This window comes from Alteromonas sp. CNT1-28 (assembly GCF_022348345.1).
In the GTDB taxonomy this organism is placed as follows: Bacteria; Pseudomonadota; Gammaproteobacteria; order Enterobacterales; family Alteromonadaceae; genus Alteromonas; species Alteromonas macleodii.
In genome coordinates this window covers 160,909-179,314 of the sequence record NZ_JAKREZ010000006.1, presented here as the reverse complement: position 1 = coordinate 179,314, position 18,406 = coordinate 160,909, and the positions used below count along the sequence as shown (strand labels likewise).

Here is an 18,406-nt window from a genome sequence, read left to right as displayed (position 1 = left end):
TCTTAGTCTGTAATTGCCACTGGCAGCATTAGCAAGTCTGGTGCAAGTTGCTTCTTCGCCATGCGCAGACCTTTTGTAATTTGTGTACGGTAGCTGCTATCAAGCTCTTCCCACTGACGAGTTTGCTTGTTCCAAACACCCTGCATGCTTGCATCACGTGTTTGATAAATTAGCGCTGTGCGACCAAGGCGTAGGAATTCAACGTCACGCTCTTGACCGTTAATTGAATGAATACCGCTGTACGCTTCCATAGTGCGGCCGTAGTCCATCTCTACTTGATACGCTTCCATTACGCGGCGGAATTTCTCAGACGCAGCAACGTCGGCACGGTCCATCATAGCGCGAAGGTCAGCAACGCGATTCGCGCGCTCTTCTGGAAGGAATGGTACGTCTAGCGCAACAAACTGCTCTAGGCCGTCAATCATGCGCATCATTAGTGGTGTGATTTGACGCTCAACAACAGACACTTCATCGATAGCAGCATTTAGGTCTGCCATTTCTTGTTCTTGGTTATTGATTTGCTTACGAAGCTGAGTGTTATAAACCTCAAGGCCTTCGATTTCTTTCATCAATGTTTTGAACTGTTGAAGTTTGCTGTCGATTTGATCGGTAATACCGTTAATCTTTTCTTGCGATTTCGCCGCTGACTCGTTTATTTTCGCTGCCTCATCGACAACGGGTTTTAAGACTTCATCGTCTTGTGCAAGCACGGGTGTCGCTGCTAGCGCACCTGCCACAAGCAAGGCATTGATAAGCTTCATACATTCAAACCTTTAAAGTTAAAAGAAATCGGTTGTATCCGACTATAAATTTCTGCGCGTAGGATAGGAGTTTTCTGTGACAGTTTTATTACGAAACTGTCATAAATCGATGACTATTGTCACAAATAGAAAAGCCCGGCAGGAAAACCGGGCTTTAGATGATTGTTGCTGCTCTGTTTTTGAAGAAGCAGCACTGGCTGTATTTTCTTAGAAGTTATAAGTAATTGAAGCGTTTATACCTGTACCCACGCTTAGCTTACGCAGCGTAAGACCTTCTTGCTCAATTTCTTTCTCGTCGTTGAAAATGTTTTGCACACGTAATTTAATCGTAGTGTTGAAGTCTGGATAGTAAGTATAAACGGCATCCAATGAATGGAACGGTTTTTCAATACCATCTTCAAAACCACGTACGCCAGGCGCAATGATACGTTCACCGAATGAGTTATAGACTAATGACGCTGAATGCTCACCGTTATCAGAATCCCAACCTAACTGAAGGTTAGCAACCCATTCTGAGTGACCCACTAGGCGACGTTTGTCGTTAGTAATGGTCGCCGTGATAGTACCGCCGTATGCTTCACGAGCCTGCTGAGAGAACAGTGATTCTTGATCGCCACTACCAATGGTTACTTCTGAGTCAGAAAGCGTCATGTTTCCTGATACAAAGAAGTTACTGAAGTTATCACCAATAAAGCCAAGGTCGTGCAAGAATTCAAACTCGATACCGTACAACTCACCTTCCTGACCGTTTGCCGTCAATAGCTGAGGTACACCTTCACCGCCGTCAAACTGCACCATCTCGATAGGGTTTTCCATATCTTTATAGAAGAGTGCAACAGACAAGTTGTTACCTTGTGACATATACCACTCCCAGCGGAAGTCGATATTCGTCAATTCAGTTTCAACCAATGAAGGAGAGCCACGTACAAGGAATTCTGTTAGCGGGTCGATAAAGAAGGTTGAGCTGATATCACGTAAGTCAGGACGGATTAGCGTTTGGCTGATGTTAAAGCGATACTGCATTTCTTCACTTGGAATATAAGTGAAAGCTAATGACGGTAGTACATCAGATTCATTGTAGATGCTGTCAATGATGGCATCTGTGTCGTCAGCAAACTTATCCGAGTGCTCGATAAATGGAATCGATACTTGCTGGAAGTCTTCATAACGAGCCCCCCCACTTACGCGGAACTTCTGGTTGAAGAATGCATCAACCATGAAATAGCCTGCGGTAAGTTTAGTTGCCGCTGAGTACTTATCACCTGCACCTGTATTGTCCTGAAACACAGAACGACCCGTTGAGCTGGTGTAGAAGTCGTCGTTATAGATATTTTCTTGTGAGAAAATTTCATTCAAACGGCTACCTTCTTTAAAGTCAGAAGAAATACCAAAGTGACGCACCGCTAAGTCAATATTGTTACCGTCACGGGTTTTGTCGTAGTAATCCATACCGGCTTTAAGTTCAACGTCGTAGCCATCGCCGAAGAACGCGGTAGACACGTTGAAGCCATAGGTATCAGACTCATCATAAAGCACCTGATATTGGCGGTTAAGGTTAGTTCCTGGCGTATCATCAAGACGCTCAAGCTCTAATGCACCCGACTCATCGTAGAACTGCTGGAATGTTACTTCCATGATATCTGGCGCTTCACGAGACGCACGGCTAGTTCCCACGTACCAATCGAAAAACACACCATCTAACAAGTTAAGGAAGTTGTGCGTACCTTTAAGCTGTGAAGAAACCATTTCACGCTCTTCGAAAATGATATCCATGCGGCGGAATTCTTCCACGCCAGGGTTAGATTCACTTTCGTCAAAGTAGTATCCATCGCGAACACGGTCACGCATGTCGTGAAGGATCATGTTCACAAGTTCTACTTTGTGATTGCTGTTGTACTCGTAACCTACGTTGAACATACCACTCCAACGCACGTTTTGCTCAGTAGACACCATGTCGCGATATTTAGTGAAACGTGGATTTTCCTGACCACCACCAATATCGTTACCTAACATCTCTTCGGCAACTGTCCATTCATTGCTGTAAGAAACCGTTGCAAGGAAACCAAGTACAGAGTCGTTGTCGAAAACGTAATTGTTACCAATGGTCGTACCCAAGCTGAAGTTCGGGTCTACAGACTTTTCGTCTGGGCCGATGTCCCAGTTAAATGAACTTAGGATATCCTGCGTTTCAGCCAGTGTTCTTGTACGGTCACCCTCGAAGCCTGCAGAACCATTTGCAGCAAGACCCGAGCTGATAATGTCAGGCAGTGCACGAGTACCGTCATCACGACCTGTCCAATCATCGCCGCCACCAGAATAGAAAACACCAGTATCGCTGTTCTGCGTATTCCAACCGCCACCTGCACTTACGTTGAATACAAACTCAGATGGGATTGATTTAGTACGAATGTTTACGTTACCACCACCAAAGTGCCCAGGCATATTGGGTGAGTAAGATTTCTGAACGTTCAGGCTTTCGATGATACTTGATGGGAATAAATCAAGCGGTACAACCGAGCGCGTAGGATCCGGACTTGGTACCGTCATGCCATTTAGCTGTGTGCTTGAATAACGCTCACCTAAACCACGAACGTAAATAAATTTACCGTCAACTAGCGTAAGACCTGTTACACGTCGAAGTGCAGCAGCGGCATCGCCGTCACCGGTACGAGAAATTTGTTCTGCGCCAAGAATATCAGCAACGAACGCCTGATTTTGACGCTCTTGTAAAACCGCCGTTGCGGTTCCTTTAAGTCGCGTGCCCGTAGCAACGACTTCTTCAATTACTTCGTCTTCTGACTGCTGTGCTACTGCTGATAACGGTAACGCGCTTGCGCCAAGAATGGACGCGATAGCCAGCGAAAGTCCACCGACTTTAAATGCTGACGTTTGATTGTTTTTCATTGTGTAACTCCTAAGAAACTGTAATCAGGTAGCTGCGCTTACACAAAAGCTAAGGCGTAAAAACGCCTTAGCTTTACTGTGTCTCGCATTCACTTATTAGTCTTGAAGACCAACAGTTACCCAACCCAGTGTCCAGTCAGACTCACCGTCGAATGCACCTTGGAAGTCTGTGCTATCAAAGAAAGCGTCCAAAGTAGAAGCGTCGAAGCCTGAACCTAATAAAACTGAATTGCTTGCAGGTACGAAACCTGTTGAATCAAAGCCAAGTGCTGCAGTTTCAGCAAGAACGCTGTTGCCGTCTTGACCTTCAAACCACGCTTGCGTGCTGTCTGTACCAATTGTGTCTGAACCAAATGCGCTCGCAGATGAACATGCTACTGTTGAATGTGTCACAGTTAGTGAACCTGCTGCTGCGTTAGCAATTGATTCATCACCATTCACTCGTAGGCAGTTGCTGTAGTTTGCGCCACCGGTAACCACTAGGTTTTTGATTGTTCCCGCTGTACCGTTGCGAAGACGTACACCGTTTGTATTGTCTGCACCTAAAATTGTTACGTTAGATACTGTTGGTGTCGTCAATGGTGTCCACGCAGGGTTATCTTCGTTGTTGTCAGCTTCGAACGCATTGTCGCCGCCCGCTGCATCTTGCTTGATAACTACGTACTGCGCCTTACCTGTCCAACCGAATGACCAGTCTAGAGAATCATCACCGATAGCCGTTAATACTAAGTGGCTTACGTTTACTGTACCGCCGAAGAACTCAACGCCATCATCTAGGTTTTGGTGAACTTGGATGAAGTCAACTTCAGTGCCGCTACCTACACCCGCAAATGAAATACCGTTTAGCTCATCACCTGCCGCAAGTGCTTTACCTGCGTGCTTCACGATAACGTAGCGAAGCGTACCTGAGTTATCTTCACTGTCTGCACCACCGTATAGGCCTGCATCACCTTCTGCGGCTACACCACAGTTAGCCAGTTCAGCTTCAGACGTATCACCGTCGTCACCTGTGTTACATAGGTTTGTTGGTGCGTTACCTAGAATAACTAGACCGCCCCATTGGCCGATGGCTGTTTCGCCGCCAGTCATATCTTCTGAAGATGTGAAGGTAATTGGCAGTGTTGCAGTACCAGACGCTTCAATCTTAGAGCCACGACGAACAACTAAGAAATCATCACCATCTTCACCGAATACTGTAGTACCGCGCTGAATGTAAAGTGAAGCGCTGTCAGCGTTGTCGTTACCTACCGCTGTACGACCTTTAATTAGCCAGTGAGCATCGTTAGTTAGCGATACATCAGCAGTAAACACGGTGCCAGTAGTCAGCTGATAAACAGGCTTGTCAGTAATGTCTGGGAAGCTAGCAGACACGTCGGTCGCCAAGCCTTGCTCTAGTGCCGTTGTAACGTCAGCAGGAATGCTATCGTTTACCGCAACAGTCCAACCGTCCATCCAGTTGTTGTCACCGTCAAATGCACCGATATAGTCAGTTGCTGCGAAGAAGTCATTCTCTTCTGATACATCAACGCCCGCACCAAGAAGTGGTGAGCCAGAGCGAGGTGTAAAGCCATCGTTAGAAAGCATTAGTGCATCAGCGGTAAGCACGCTGTTACCTGTTTGACCTTCGAACCATGTTTGAGTAGTACCACCACCGATAGCGTCTGAACCAAAGTTATTGCCTGCTTCACAAGCAACCACTGAATGTTCTACAGAAAGCTCGCCAGATACTGCGTTAGCAATCGACTCGTCGCCGTTAACTCGTAGGCAGTTAGAGTAGCCTTCACCAGCTGTAACAACTAGATTGCGGATGTTACCCGCAGTACCGTTGCGTAGACGAACGCCGTTAGTTGTGTCAGCGCCAACGATAGTCACGTTAGAAATAGTAGGCTTAGTGAGTGGAAGCCACGCTGGGTTGTCTTCGTTATTATCCGCTTCAATAGCGTTGTCGCCACCAGCAGCTGATTGTTGGATATAAACGTTTTGCGCGTTACCTGTCCAACCGAAAGACCAATCTAGCGAGTCATCACCGATATCAGTAAGTACAACGTTACGTACGCTAACTGTACCGCCAAAGAATTCAATACCGTCATCAAGGTTTTGATGAACTTGAATGTACTCAACTTTAGTACCTGAACCGATACCTGCAAATGAAATACCGTTTAGCTCGTCACCCGCTGCAAGAGCGCGGCCTGCGTGCTTAACTACTACGTAGCGAAGTGAACCTGTGCTATCTGCAGGGTTATTACCGCCGTAAAGACCCGCGTCACCTTCAGCAGCCACACCACATGAAGCAAGTTCAGCGTCAGAGGTATCTGAATCGTCACCGGTATTACATAGGTTAGTTGGTGCATTACCTAGAAGTACGATACCGCCCCATTGGCCGATACCCGTTTCGTCACCGATAAGGTCTTGTACAGAGGTAAACGTGATAGGTGCGCTTGCTGTACCGTTAGCTTCAATCATTGAGCCACGACGTACTACCAAGAAGTCATCACCTTGCTCACCAAACACAGTCGTACCTTGTTCGATGTATAGTGTTGCGCTGTCTTCGTTATCGTTACCTACTGCAGTACGGCCTTTAATTAGCCAGTAAGCATCGTTAGTAAGTGTAACGTCAGATGTGAATGTGGTGTCTGCAGTAATTTCGTAAACCGGCTTGTCTAGGTCGAAGTCAGCCGATACGTCTGTTGCTAGACCTTGTGCAAATGCGTTTTGAACGTCAGTTGGGAAACCGCCGTTTACGCCTACCGTCCAACCTACAGTCCAGTCTGTGCCGTTAGGATTGAATGCACCAATATATTGACCGCCGCCAAGTGCTACAGGAGATGAGGCAGTTGGGAAGTAACCGTTGTCTTCAAGCATTAATGCAGACGCAGCTAAAACGCTGTTGCCATCTTGGCCTTCAAACCACGCTTGAGTAGTGCCACCGTTAATGGTGTCAGAACCAAAGTTGTTCGCAGGTGTTTCACACGCAACAATTGAATCAGTGATAGAAAGCTCGCCCGACTCAGCGTTAGCAATTGCTTCGTCACCGTTTACACGTAGGCAGTTGTTTGCAAGTGCAGAACCCGTTACTAGAACGTTTGAAAGCACGCCTGCTGTACCGTTACGTAGACGTACACCATTGGTGTTGTCTGCACTAACAATAGTCACGTTTGAAATAGTTGGCTTAGTTAGCGGCAACCAAGACGGATTATCTTCGTTGTTATCCGCTTCGATTGCGTTGTCGCCACCGTCAGCTGACTGTTGGATATAAACGTTAGTTGCGCTACCAGTCCAGCCAAATGACCAATCTAGTGAATCGTCACCGATATCAGTAAGTACAACATTACTTACGTTAACTGTACCACCGAAGAATTCAATACCGTCATCAAGGTTTTGGTGAACCTGAATATAGTTAACTGTGGTGCCTGAACCGATACCAGCGAATGAAATACCGTTTAGCTCGTCGCCTGATGCCAGAGCTTTACCCGCATGCTTAACTACAACGTACTCTAGCGTACCTGAGTTATCTTCTGGGTTATTACCGCCGTAAAGACCTGCATCACCTTCTGCAGAAACACCACAGTTTGCAAGTTCTTCGTCAGACGTATCTGCATCGTCACCCGTATTACAAAGGTTAGTCGGTGCGTTACCAAGTAGAACTACACCGCCCCACTGACCGATTGAAGTTTCTTCACCAGTAACGTCCTGTACCGATGTCATCACGATAGGCGCTGAAGACGTACCAGATGCGTCAATTTGAGAGCCACGACGAACAACTAAGAAGTCATCGCCGTCTTCGCCGATTACTGTAGTACCTTCTTGAATAGTTAGTACCGCTGCATCAGCGTTGTCGTTACCAACCGCCGTACGACCTTTGATGATCCAGTGAGCATCGTTCGTTAAGGTCATATCTTGAGTGATAGTTAAATCGGTATCTAAACGATAAACAGGCTTATCTGTAATCGTTCCTGAGAATTCGCTTGATACGTCTGTGGCAAAGCCTAGAGAGAACGGCGTATCTACATCAGGGGTAGTCGGTGTTGTTGGTGTTGTAGGTGTAGTTGGTGTTGTTGGAGTTGTTGGAGTTGTTACTACTTCATCACCTTCATTAATATTGATGTCACCGCCACAGCCTGCAAGGACAAGCGCAGTCGTGATAGCACTTACCTTAAATATGTTACGAATTTCCATTAAATTCTCCAGATTTTTGTAATACGGATTCTAAGGTTTGCTAGAGAGTAAAGGAGATCGGTGACATTTTTGTTACAAAGTAAAAAACTTATCGAATTTATTTGAACTTTTTCAGCTTTGAACTAAAGCCAGCGTAAAGCTATTACTTTTCAATTAGATAAAACAAGATTGATTAAAAATAAAACTAAAAGCATGGCCTGAGGTGTTTAGTTTTTCGTTCTAAACCATTTGGTTATGACAGTTTTGTGACCACGAGTGACAGGTTCTGCGAAATGAATACTGTTAAGGTTGGGGTCGCCAGAGGGCAGCAAATTATTCCAAAAGAGTGCCATCCCCTTTTTCGGTCTTACTGCAATATCTAGCTTGGTAAAGCGAGTGTGACCGCCGTCACATTCATCATTCAAGTAAATCATGCATGTCCACGTTCGCTGACCACGCGATAGACAATGCGCTTTGTACTGCGGGCTTCCTGGAGGAAAGAAGTCGTAGTGAGGTTTGTAATATTCCCCAACATTGTAGTGCTGGGCCTGAATAACTTCTCCTTCTCCCACGCCCAAACTAAGGGTTGAAACAATGCGACTATCAACGTCTTTGACTAGCTTATTACCGAGAAAGGCTAATTCACATGTTGAAGAGGTTCTAATGTCATCAGCGCTAGCGGCTCCTGCCAATTTAGAGGGCGCGAGTTTATCTTTGGTCAGAGCAACAATGTCGTCACACTCTTGGCTGCTCAAGAAGTCATCGTACGAGAAGAGCTGAATGTCACTGGGCTCGGCAAGCGGCTTAGCCTGCTCCACGCGGGCGATAGCACTTTTTGCTAGCTTCTCGTAGAAACTTGAAGAGGGTGAAAACTGATAATTAGTGGGCAAATTGGCGCCGAGCACTTTTTTAATAGTGTCGGGAGAAAAACCGTTTTCCGCTAGGGTTGTGACGATAGTTGGCACAGCTGTCCCTGATAGCAGGCATTTGACAACCCATTGTTTCCACGCTGGCGGCATATATGACACAGTTTTATCCTTTGCTTTTAACGGCGAGTGATGCGGCTTCTACTTTCGCTTTTCTATTCCAATAATCGACGCTGGCGTACCAGTACGTCTTCACGAATGGGGAAATATCCGTCTCTTAACACCTGCTGCTGCCCTTCCTGTGACAAGATATAGCGCAAAAACTCCCTTTCCAGAGTAGGTAAAGGCTCACCAGGCTTTTTATTTATCACTAAATAAAGAAAACGGGCAAACGGATACGTTTCGTTGCGCACCGTATCAATAGAAAGAGGGATTAAGCTGTCTAGCGACTCACCTAAAGGCAGAGCGCGAACTCCTGCGGTTTTATAGCCGTAAGCGGCATAGCCAATCGCGCCTGTACCGCTGGCCACAGACAATACTACAGATGCAGAGCCAGGTTGTTCGTTTACCGTATTCTTAAAGTCACCATCGCACAGCGCCATCACTTTAAACAAGCCGTAAGTACCCGATACTGAATTTCGACCGTACAGCCTGATAGGAGAACGATAGCCTATATCGTCAACGCCGAGCTGAGACCAATTGGTAATGGCTGTATTGCTGCCACAAAACTGGGTTTCAGAAAACACCGCGTCAACTTGCTCAAGGGTCATACCCGGCAGCGGATTGCGTCTATCCACAAAAATGGCGATGGCATCCATTGCCACTTTTAATACTGTAGGCGGGTAACCGTGGGTTCGCGTAAAATCCCGTATTTCACTGGGCTTTAATTCCCGGCTCATAGGGCCAATGGTAGCTGTACCTTCAATAAGTGCCGGCGGAGCGGTGGATGAACCAGACGCCTGTATTTGAAAGCCGACCTGGGGATAAAGAGTTTTGAACTCCTGTGACCAAAAGGTCATTAAGTTTGCCAGCGTGTCTGAGCCAACAGAGGATATTTTTCCTGCCACCCCAGGCTTACGTTCATAGGCAGGTACTTGATAGCTACCAGAAGCAGATGACGAGCTTTGAGTATTTTGAGAATCCGCCAGGGTTCCAAATGGTAACAATAAGCCTATTACTAAAAGTAACGTTGAAAGGCGATAGCGTTGCCCTTTCATCTTATTATGCTTTTTGCTCACCAACACTTCTCGCCTCTTAGGGTTACAGTTGCTCTGCAATCAACTCGTTATCCAGCACAAACGAGAAATTACTGCCCTCACCCAATGTGCTGGTTATATCTAAACGAGAATTATGATGACTTAGTACATGTTTTACAATGGAAAGACCTAAGCCAGAGCCACCGGTTTTGCGAGAGCGCGCTTTATCCACGCGATAAAAGCGCTCGGTAAGGCGGTTTAGATGATTTGGCTCAATACCATCACCGTTATCTACCACAGAAAATTGCGCGCCATTGGGTTTACGTCGCCAGTACACATTAATTTCACCACCAGCAGGTGTGTAGTGCACCGCATTAAACACTAGGTTTGAACAAGCGCTACGCAGTTCGGTCTCAACGCCGAAAATACAGAGTTCTTTGTCGATGTGGAAGTTTATTGTGTGGTTTTTCTCTTTATTAAGCGCCTGCGCTTCTCTTTCCACCTGAGCAAGGACCACAGGAATGTTCACAACATTTTCGTAGATGCGCTCCGAGCTTGCTTCAATGCGCGACAACACCAGCAAGTCTTCTATCAAGTTTTGCATACGGTGGGTTTGCGATGTCATTTCTTTCATCGCTTTTTGCATGAATGGATCGGAGTCTTCATCAATAGGAAGAATTTCGAGGTATCCGTTAATGACCGTTAGCGGTGTACGCAATTCATGAGACACATTTGCCACAAAGTCCTTACGCATTTCTTCAAGCTGGGACACCCGCGTTATGTCACGGGCAATCAGCAACAAATGCTCATCGCCATAAGGCATAATCCGGTATTCAAAGGTTTTGTTGGGGTTGGTAGGCGACGGTACTTCTATGGGGTATTTATAATTCCCTGCATGAAAGTACTGAATGAACTCCGGATGGCGCAACAAATTGTCGATTCGACGCCCAGAGTCTTGCGGCCATTTAAGCCCTAAATCCAAGCGAGCAAGGCGGTTACACCAAATAATGCAGGCCTTTGCATCAACCACTACCGCCGCATCAGGCAAGGCTTCAGAACCCTCTCTAAAGCGCTTTACCAATTCACCAAGCTCTTTACGCTTGTTGCGGTTACGACGCTGAAGGTAATAAATCCCTTCATAAATATGTTCCCACACGCCACGCACGGTAGGTGGAGACATTTTACGACTATGCCATAACCAGCGATTTAGCTTGTAAAGATGCCAGTAGTTAAATAGCAGTAGCAGCGTTGCGCCAATAGCAACGGCGAATAACATATCATCTAAATACCACCCGACTAGCGCAAAAGCCACAAGGAATAGCACTAAGCGCAATGTACTTCTCAACCAAGAGAACGGGTAATACATGAAATAGCTCGCGTTGTTAAAGGTGGAATTGGGCGCATGCCCAGATGGCGCAGCGGCATCAAGGGAATAACACCATGTTACTCCCTAAACACTACATTTATTACAGCTTAGTAGAAAAACGGTAACCCGCGCCGCGTACTGTCTGGATCATAGCATCATGTCCGTGGCGAGAGATAGCTTTGCGTAGACGTCGAATATGTACATCTACCGTTCTGTCTTCTACATAAACATTGGTTCCCCAAACATTATCTAGCAGTAGCTCTCGGCTATAGACACGTTCTGGGTGCGTCATAAAGAAGTGCAACAACTTAAATTCAGTCGGCCCCATGTCTAACGGTTCTTCATTCGCCATTACGCGATGTGATACCGGTTCAAGTTTAAGACCATTAAATTCAATGGGCTCTTCGCTTGATGTAGGCGTAACTCTTCGCATCACTGCTTTTATTCTTGCCACAAGCTCTTTCGGCGAGAATGGTTTAGTAACGTAGTCATCAGCACCTGCATCCAGGCCGCGAATTTTGTCTTCTTCCTCGCCACGGGCTGTAAGCATGATGACGGGAATGTCACGAGTAAACTCGTGCTGCTTTAAACTTTTAGCTAGCTGTACACCGCTTCCTCCCGGCAACATCCAATCTAATAAGATTAAATCTGGGTAAGGTTCGCAAATTTTTTCTTGCGCGATGTCGAAATCTTCGGCTTCAATAATGTTAAAACCAGATTGCTCAAGCACAAACTTAAGCATTTCACGGATAGGCGCTTCGTCCTCAACCACCAACACTGTACGAGACATCGTAATATTCCTGCTCATTTTTAAACGCCGTTATTATTAATGTGGTCTGTGACAGTTTTATTAAAACGATTACATTTATGTGTCAAGTTTAATACAAGCTTGTTCCAAAGTTTAAATACATAATCTTGTTTATTCATACGATTACGCATATTCTTGAAATTACATAAAACCGACTGTTATTGTTGCAAAGGTGAGCAACTACCAAGCGTTGTCGGTGATTTAAAAGGTCTGATGTAACAGGGGTGTGTTTATCGATGGCTGCGGTCAAGACAGGGTTATCAAGGAAACTCTTAGCCAGAGTGTTGTCAGTGTACTTTTCTCTCACGCTGCTAGTGACGGTAGGACAGATCTTTACAGAATATCTCAGCACCAAAAATCACGTTGAAGGCGAGCTTCAAACGCTAAAAAACACCTTTTCTTCTAGCCTGACCCGCGCTTTGTGGGAACTTAACCACGACCAAGTGCGTGCCATCGCCGAAGGCCTTATGTCATTGCCTATTGTTGAAGGGCTTCAAGTTCGTGGTGAAAACGGTAACTACATTGCCGAATACGGCATCCGTGCTCAGCGCTCTCCTGCTCCGGTTGACCGTGAAATAATTGAAGATCATCCCGGCGGCGTATTTAGCTACAGCTTCCCACTAGTATTTAAATTCTCAGGTCGCGAATCTACGGTTGGCGACGTCACCTTGTATTCTAGCTTTGATACTATTTTTAGCCGTATTGAAGTGGGCGTATTTTTTCTTATCGGTAATGCGTTAGTAAAAACCACTTTTCTGGTCTTCTTGTTCATGACCGCATTTCGCACCATGCTTTCTGAACCGCTGCAAACCATCACCGAGCAAATGGGTAATTTCGATCCTCAGCACCCAGAAGAGAGCAAACTCAGCATAAAGCTCGATGATGACAACGAGCTATTACAGCTTAAGGAATCATACAACCACGTTATTGACGACCTTATTATTTCAAACAATAAGCTGAAAGACGCGCAGAATGAGCTCACTCTTGCCAACAAGAAGCTAGACGACCAAAACCTGATTTTAGAACAAGAAGTGGCAAAGAAAACAGCGTCGTTGTCTCAGATCATGCTCGACTTAGAGCAGCAAAAAGACGAGCTTATTGCCCACCAGAGAGAGCTTCGCCAGGAAAACGAAAATCGTCAGTATATAGAAGCCGAACTGCGCAAACGTAACCAAGAGCTAGCCAGTTCGATGGATACACTTCATCAAGCGCAAGAGCAATTAGTCGAGTCGGAGCGCATGGCGTCGCTTGGTGGTCTTGTGGCCGGTATCGCGCATGACGTAAACACGCCATTAGGCGTAAGCGTGACCGCAGCCAGCTTTCTACAAGAGCGACTTAACAACTTAAAGACCGACTTCGAAGATAAAAGCCTGACCAGTAAGAACATGGCAAGCTTCATCGATGAAGCGGAACAAACTGCGCTATTACTTTTAAGTAACCTGGAGCGCGCATCTGATCTTATCGCCAGCTTTAAACAGGTGGCCGTTGACCAGACCAGTGAAACCGAGCGCGAATTTGTGTTGGGCGACTATATTAACGAGATCATTCAGTCGCTTAAGCCAAGTTTTAAGCATACTGAACATCAAATTAACGTATCCTGCCCCGACAATTTAGTTGTAACCTGTGCACCCGGCGCCATCGCTCAAATCGTTACCAATATGGTGGTTAACTCAATTACGCACGGCTTTGAAGGCAAAGCGGCCGGCTCTGTAACACTAGATGTAAAAGAAGATGGTAATAATGTTGTGATCCACTACCAAGATGACGGAAAAGGTTTAAGCGAAGAAGAGCTCAGTAAGTTGTTTGACGCCTTCTTTACTACCAAACGCGGAGAAGGTGGTAGCGGTCTAGGCACACATATTATGTACAACCTAGTTACACAGTCACTGCATGGACATATAGAGGCCGACAGTACGCTTGGCAACGGCTTACAGTACACCATTCGTTTTCCGAAAAAGAGTGCTTAACCTTTCTTGCCACTATCAATCTAAGGTGCCCGCTTTTTAGGGCCAGTTATTCAATTGCATCGCAAGTATTACGTTGATACGCTTGCGCCCTATTTTTATCAAGAGAATGCTTACACTATGTGGTTTAAAAATGTAAAAGCCTATCAAATAACTCAGCCGTTATCGCTAGACGAGGGCGATTTAGAACGTGCGCTTAACGAACACGCTTTTCGCCCATGCGGCAGCCAGGATTTAGCAACCATGGGGTTCGCCTCTCCGTTTTCTCAGGCGGGTAAGCAAGGCACCATGTTTCATGTTGTTCAACAGCGTTTTTGGATAACCCTAAAAAAACAAGAAAAGATCTTGCCCGGCGCGGTGGTAAATGCCGAGCTTGACGAAATGGTGGCCAAAATTGAAATGGAAACCGGTTCGCCAGTTGGTAAAAAAGCCAAGGCAGATATTAAACAAGAAATTCAAACCCGCTTGCTGCCCCAGGCCTTTACGAAAAACACCTACACTCACGGCTTTATTTCGCTTGCTGACAACTTAGTCGTGGTTGACGCATCATCTGATGGCAAAGCCGAAGCCTTTTTGGCCATGGTAAGAAAAGCCATAGGCTCACTGCCAGTTGTGCCATTTACGCGCAGAAGTCTTCAAAGCGAGCTTACGCACTGGGTTACTGAATCAACGCCTGAAGGTGTAGGGCTGCTTGAAGAAGCTGAACTTAAATCTACCGATGACACCGGCAGCGTTATTCGCTGTAAGAACCAGCCGCTTGATAGCGAAGAAATCAGTATTCACCTTGATGCAGGTAAGCTGGTCCAAAAGGTCGCATTCGAATATGCAGAGACGTTAACGGCTATTATGTGTGAGGATGGCGCCATCAAACGTGTTAAGTTCACCGATCGCATTAAAGAAGAAACTGACGATGTGCCAAAAGATCAGGTTGAAGCGCGCCTCGATGCAGAGTTTGCACTAATGTCAGCTGAAATTTGTACACTGCTTAACTTCCTTCGCGGAGCGCTTAATCTTAACGACGATAGTTTATAAGCGAGCGGCAAGTAAGTAATAAGCAAAGTAAGAAAGATAGCCTAGTACTATCGAAAAAGCCTAATTACCTTAGGGTAGTTAGGCTTTTAATCAGGGTCATTGAAGTACTTTTTTAACTAGTTCATTTGAACTGGCAACCAACTTTTAGCACAAAGTCTTTCTGGCTTTTACAGAAAAGTAGCCAAGCCGCTTTAAGTTCAAGCGGGATAGTGAATCACTACAACAAAGCGCGTCTCTCCTACTTCGTCTCGATAACCGTGGGGCTGGTCTGCGCGTAATATACATTGCTCTTGCGCTTGATAGGTTTGCCATTGACCATCTTGCAAAACCCCTAACTTTCCTTGTAGTACGTGAATATGTTCGGTGACGCCTATTTGGTGAGCCGAAGAGTGCTGCTCATGCAAGTCTGTTAGGCATAGTTCAAACATTTCAAATTGGGTGGCTGAATTAAACGGGAATAGCGTTTTTATGGTTACGTTTGGATCGTTAGCGAACTTGTTATCGGCATGTGGGGACGTAGGTGCGGTTTCATCACCTGACAAGAAAGAAGAAAAAGAACACGCAAGACCGGTTGCTATCTTCCACAATGTCGCGATTGTGGGGCTAGATTCGCCTCGTTCTATTTGCCCCAACATGGCTTTAGACACTCCCGTCAACTGTGCTGTTTTATCAAGGGAAAGCCCCCTAGCTTTACGAATAGACCGCAGGTGCTGTGCAATACTTCTCGAAATAGCAGAAGGCTGCGCATTTGCTTTTGTCATGTAATCAAGGCCTTTTATTTTGTCGCTGACGTTAATAAAGCGGTTGTGCGTTATAGCGCACAGATGTTAAATTACCTATTGTACGTTATAGCGCACAAAAAGGTAGAGTAGCACATTCGATAGACACTAGAAGCGTGTTTCATCGCTCGATCGATTCCAAATCGAAATTCCATCACGAGGGTTTTCATGAGCAAGTGGAAGTTAAGTCATATCAGCGCAGGGCTAACCGCGGTTACAGTAGGTTACAGTAGTTCTGTTGTCATTATCATTGATGTAGCGCGTAAAGCCGGCGCCAGCGACGACATGGTAGTGAGTTGGTTGTTGGCGCTTGGGCTCGGTATGGGCATTACCTGCATTATGTTCTCGTGGCTATCCAAACTGCCCGTTGTTACCGCTTGGTCTACCCCTGGCGCGGCTTTTTTGTTAACCAGTATCGGTGACTACCGTTTAAGTGAAGCCATTGGTGCATTTATACTATGTGCCTTGCTTTCTCTTGTAACTGCGCAAAGCCGTAGCCTGCTCAAACAAATAAGTCGGATTCCCCCTGCAATCTCATCGGCGCTTTTGGCCGGCATTCTCTTACCTATATGCCTTGCGATATTCAGTGATGTTAATGACGCACCGTACTTAGTTGCGTTATTTATCGCAGCTTATTTAGTAGGAAGCCGACTATTTCCCCGCTATCTTATGCTGTTGTTGCTGATCATGTCGGTGACCATTAGCTTGTTTATGAGTAGTGCAGATGGTGTGGTTGCTCTATCAAGCGACTCACCAGGGCTGCCATCAATATTCACCCTGCCCGAGCCTATTTGGGTAACGCCCACTTTCTCACTGAGTGCTGCCATTGGATTAGCATTTCCCCTTTTTCTTATCACCACGCTTTCTCAAAACTTGCCAGGTATAGCTATTCATCACGCCCATGGCTATACGCCCGACCACAAACCCATTTTGTCAGGCATTGCCATTGTTCAAGCCCTATTAGCACCTTTCGGTGGTTTCACCTTTAACTTAGCGGCGATAACGGCAGCGCTATGCATGGGCGAGCAAGCGGATGATGAAAAGTCGCAGCGCTATAAAGCCGCTATAGCAGCGGGGGTGGCGTATTTGTTCATGGGGTTATTAGCGTCTGTGGTCGTTGCGCTATTTGTGAGTATGCCCAGTATCATTATTCATCTGCTTGCTGGACTAGCCCTATTAGCTACGCTGCAAGGAGCGGTGGTTCGCGCCATGGAAGTAGAGCACCACAGGGCTCCTGCGTTGCTTACCATGCTGTGTACGGCGTCAGGATTTAGTTTATATTCTATGACTTCAGCGGTGTGGGGATTAGGATTAGGTTTATTGCTACTTTACGTTCAAAAGAAGCCTGTTAGCGCGTAGCAGCATTTGTTTGCTTTATGCTGTTTCATTGTCAGCTTTCCATTTTTCAGCTTTTCATAACGAAAAGGCCGGTACTGAAGTTATGCTTCAGTACCGGCCTTTGCAGTATTTTTTAGCTTAAAACACTTACAAGAAGATCTGCTTCGCTGCGCTTGCAAGCTCTTCAAACTCATCAGAATGAAGCTCGCCCATATCTTCAACCACACCGCGCTGAATAGCTAAGTTTAAGATCGCATCTTTTTGACTGTCTACCGCACCTGAAACTGCAGCGCCAACACGAACGAAATCAATGTAGGTTAACTCTTCTGGCATGTAGCTTAGGTCTTTCCAATTTTTTGAAACATTAACGAAGGTTTCTCCGAAGCCCCACTCTGTCATAATGCTTGCACCAATACGGCCAGCTAATTTATCGATTGCCACTTCAAGGAATGAAGGGTTCGCAAAGACTTCAGGGTGACGCTCAGCCTCGGTCAAAATAGGCAGAACACCAATGTTGTGAACCAGTGCCGCTAGTGTCATGGTATCCATGCTCATTTCACGCTTTTTGGTACGCGCTATGTAAAGCTGAAGCACCGCCATAGAGTTAGCCACGATATTAACTGTATTTGCCCACTCTTGTTGTAAATAGCGTGCAACTACATCGTTTTTAGAGACGAATAATTGCTCCATAGCGAGTGCAGTAGAGATGTTTTTAATTTGGCGTAAACCAATTCGTGTAACCGCTTGGCTGATAGAAGTAACTTTTACGCTACGTCCCATATAAGCACTGTTCGCAATTTTGATCATTCTTGCGCTAAGTGATGGATCTTGACCAATCACATCTCCCATCGCGTTTAAATTAATGTCGGGATCGTCTGCCGCTTTGCGGACTTTCAATGCAATAGCAGGAAGCGTGGGAAGGACGAGTGTGTCATTGTTAATTTTTTCAACCAAAATGGTTGAAAGCGCGTTCTGTGTAGACATATTTCTACCCTTAGAAAGTTCCAAATAGCCTCGTGAAGGCGATAGGTTGCTTTACCAGTTAATCATCTCGACCACCAGCAAAACTGATGACTAAAATAGATTCGATGTTTGTGCGTTGCATTCCGTGCGTTAACTTACATAGGCCTCTATGCTTCACGCTAAAATACAAACCGTTTATTGTTTTATTATGGTATTTCTATCACCATACTATAGTAGCTCTTTAGTTTCGACCAACTAAAAAAATACAGTGTCG

At 45.8% G+C, this 18,406-nt stretch carries 13 protein-coding genes; 4 read left to right on the top strand and 9 right to left on the bottom strand.

All coding sequences use genetic code 11. The features are described from left to right. Positions 1–2: 2 nt before the first annotated feature. On the bottom strand, positions 3–761 hold the full coding sequence (locus tag MHN02_RS05515) for a DUF3450 domain-containing protein (RefSeq protein WP_014948287.1): 759 nt from the start codon (positions 759–761) through the stop codon (positions 3–5). Between the two features lie 76 nt (positions 762–837). Between MHN02_RS05515 and MHN02_RS21620 the strand changes: the two genes are divergently transcribed. Continuing rightward, positions 838–972: a hypothetical protein gene (locus MHN02_RS21620; RefSeq protein WP_275444868.1), complete on the top strand. Its 135-nt coding sequence runs from the start codon at positions 838–840 to the stop codon at positions 970–972. Here the strand turns inward: MHN02_RS21620 and MHN02_RS05510 are convergent. The 6 genes from MHN02_RS05510 to phoB form a co-directional block, all read right to left on the bottom strand. Further along, positions 969–3,665, bottom strand: a complete 2,697-nt coding sequence (locus tag MHN02_RS05510) for a TonB-dependent receptor (RefSeq protein ID WP_039234969.1) — start codon at positions 3,663–3,665, stop codon at positions 969–971. The genes MHN02_RS21620 and MHN02_RS05510 overlap by 4 nt on opposite strands. A gap of 96 nt (positions 3,666–3,761) precedes the next feature. After that, positions 3,762–7,841 (bottom strand): hypothetical protein, encoded by a 4,080-nt coding sequence (locus MHN02_RS05505; RefSeq protein ID WP_239244960.1) that lies wholly within the window; start codon positions 7,839–7,841, stop codon positions 3,762–3,764. A gap of 206 nt (positions 7,842–8,047) precedes the next feature. After that, positions 8,048–8,839 (bottom strand): 2OG-Fe(II) oxygenase, encoded by a 792-nt coding sequence (locus MHN02_RS05500; protein ID WP_239245122.1) that lies wholly within the window; start codon positions 8,837–8,839, stop codon positions 8,048–8,050. A gap of 62 nt (positions 8,840–8,901) precedes the next feature. Continuing rightward, positions 8,902–9,930: a phosphate ABC transporter substrate-binding protein gene (locus MHN02_RS05495; RefSeq protein ID WP_080759985.1), complete on the bottom strand. Its 1,029-nt coding sequence runs from the start codon at positions 9,928–9,930 to the stop codon at positions 8,902–8,904. Positions 9,931–9,946: 16 nt separating this feature from the next. After that, a complete protein-coding gene (phoR, locus tag MHN02_RS05490) occupies positions 9,947–11,248 on the bottom strand; it encodes a phosphate regulon sensor histidine kinase PhoR (RefSeq protein ID WP_168463380.1) in 1,302 nt (433 codons plus the stop codon). A gap of 100 nt (positions 11,249–11,348) precedes the next feature. Then, the gene (phoB, locus tag MHN02_RS05485; RefSeq protein WP_014948281.1) at positions 11,349–12,038 is read right to left on the bottom strand and encodes a phosphate regulon transcriptional regulator PhoB; all 690 of its coding nucleotides are present in this window, start codon (positions 12,036–12,038) and stop codon (positions 11,349–11,351) included. 254 nt (positions 12,039–12,292) lie between these two features. Here phoB and MHN02_RS05480 point away from each other — a divergent pair, with 254 nt between their 5' ends. Together MHN02_RS05480 and rdgC are read left to right on the top strand one after the other, a co-directional pair. Next, positions 12,293–14,023, top strand: coding sequence for a HAMP domain-containing sensor histidine kinase (locus MHN02_RS05480; protein WP_041449809.1), 1,731 nt, complete (start codon positions 12,293–12,295; stop codon positions 14,021–14,023). A gap of 117 nt (positions 14,024–14,140) precedes the next feature. Then, entirely contained in the window at positions 14,141–15,052 is a 912-nt protein-coding gene (gene rdgC / locus MHN02_RS05475) for a recombination-associated protein RdgC (protein WP_239244958.1), read from the top strand. Between the two features lie 197 nt (positions 15,053–15,249). Here rdgC and MHN02_RS05470 read toward each other — a convergent pair whose 3' ends face one another. After that, positions 15,250–15,813, bottom strand: a complete 564-nt coding sequence (locus MHN02_RS05470; protein ID WP_239244956.1) for an XRE family transcriptional regulator — start codon at positions 15,811–15,813, stop codon at positions 15,250–15,252. A gap of 186 nt (positions 15,814–15,999) precedes the next feature. On the opposite strand from MHN02_RS05470, the gene MHN02_RS05465 reads away from it, so the two are divergent. Then, positions 16,000–17,190 carry a benzoate/H(+) symporter BenE family transporter gene (locus tag MHN02_RS05465; protein ID WP_239244954.1) on the top strand — a complete coding sequence of 397 codons (1,191 nt, stop codon included), beginning with the start codon at positions 16,000–16,002 and terminating at the stop codon, positions 17,188–17,190. A 126-nt stretch (positions 17,191–17,316) separates the two neighbouring features. On the opposite strand, the gene MHN02_RS05460 is transcribed toward MHN02_RS05465, so the two are convergent. After that, on the bottom strand, positions 17,317–18,153 hold the full coding sequence (locus MHN02_RS05460; RefSeq protein WP_014948276.1) for an HDOD domain-containing protein: 837 nt from the start codon (positions 18,151–18,153) through the stop codon (positions 17,317–17,319). Between the last annotated feature and the right edge of the window lie 253 nt (positions 18,154–18,406).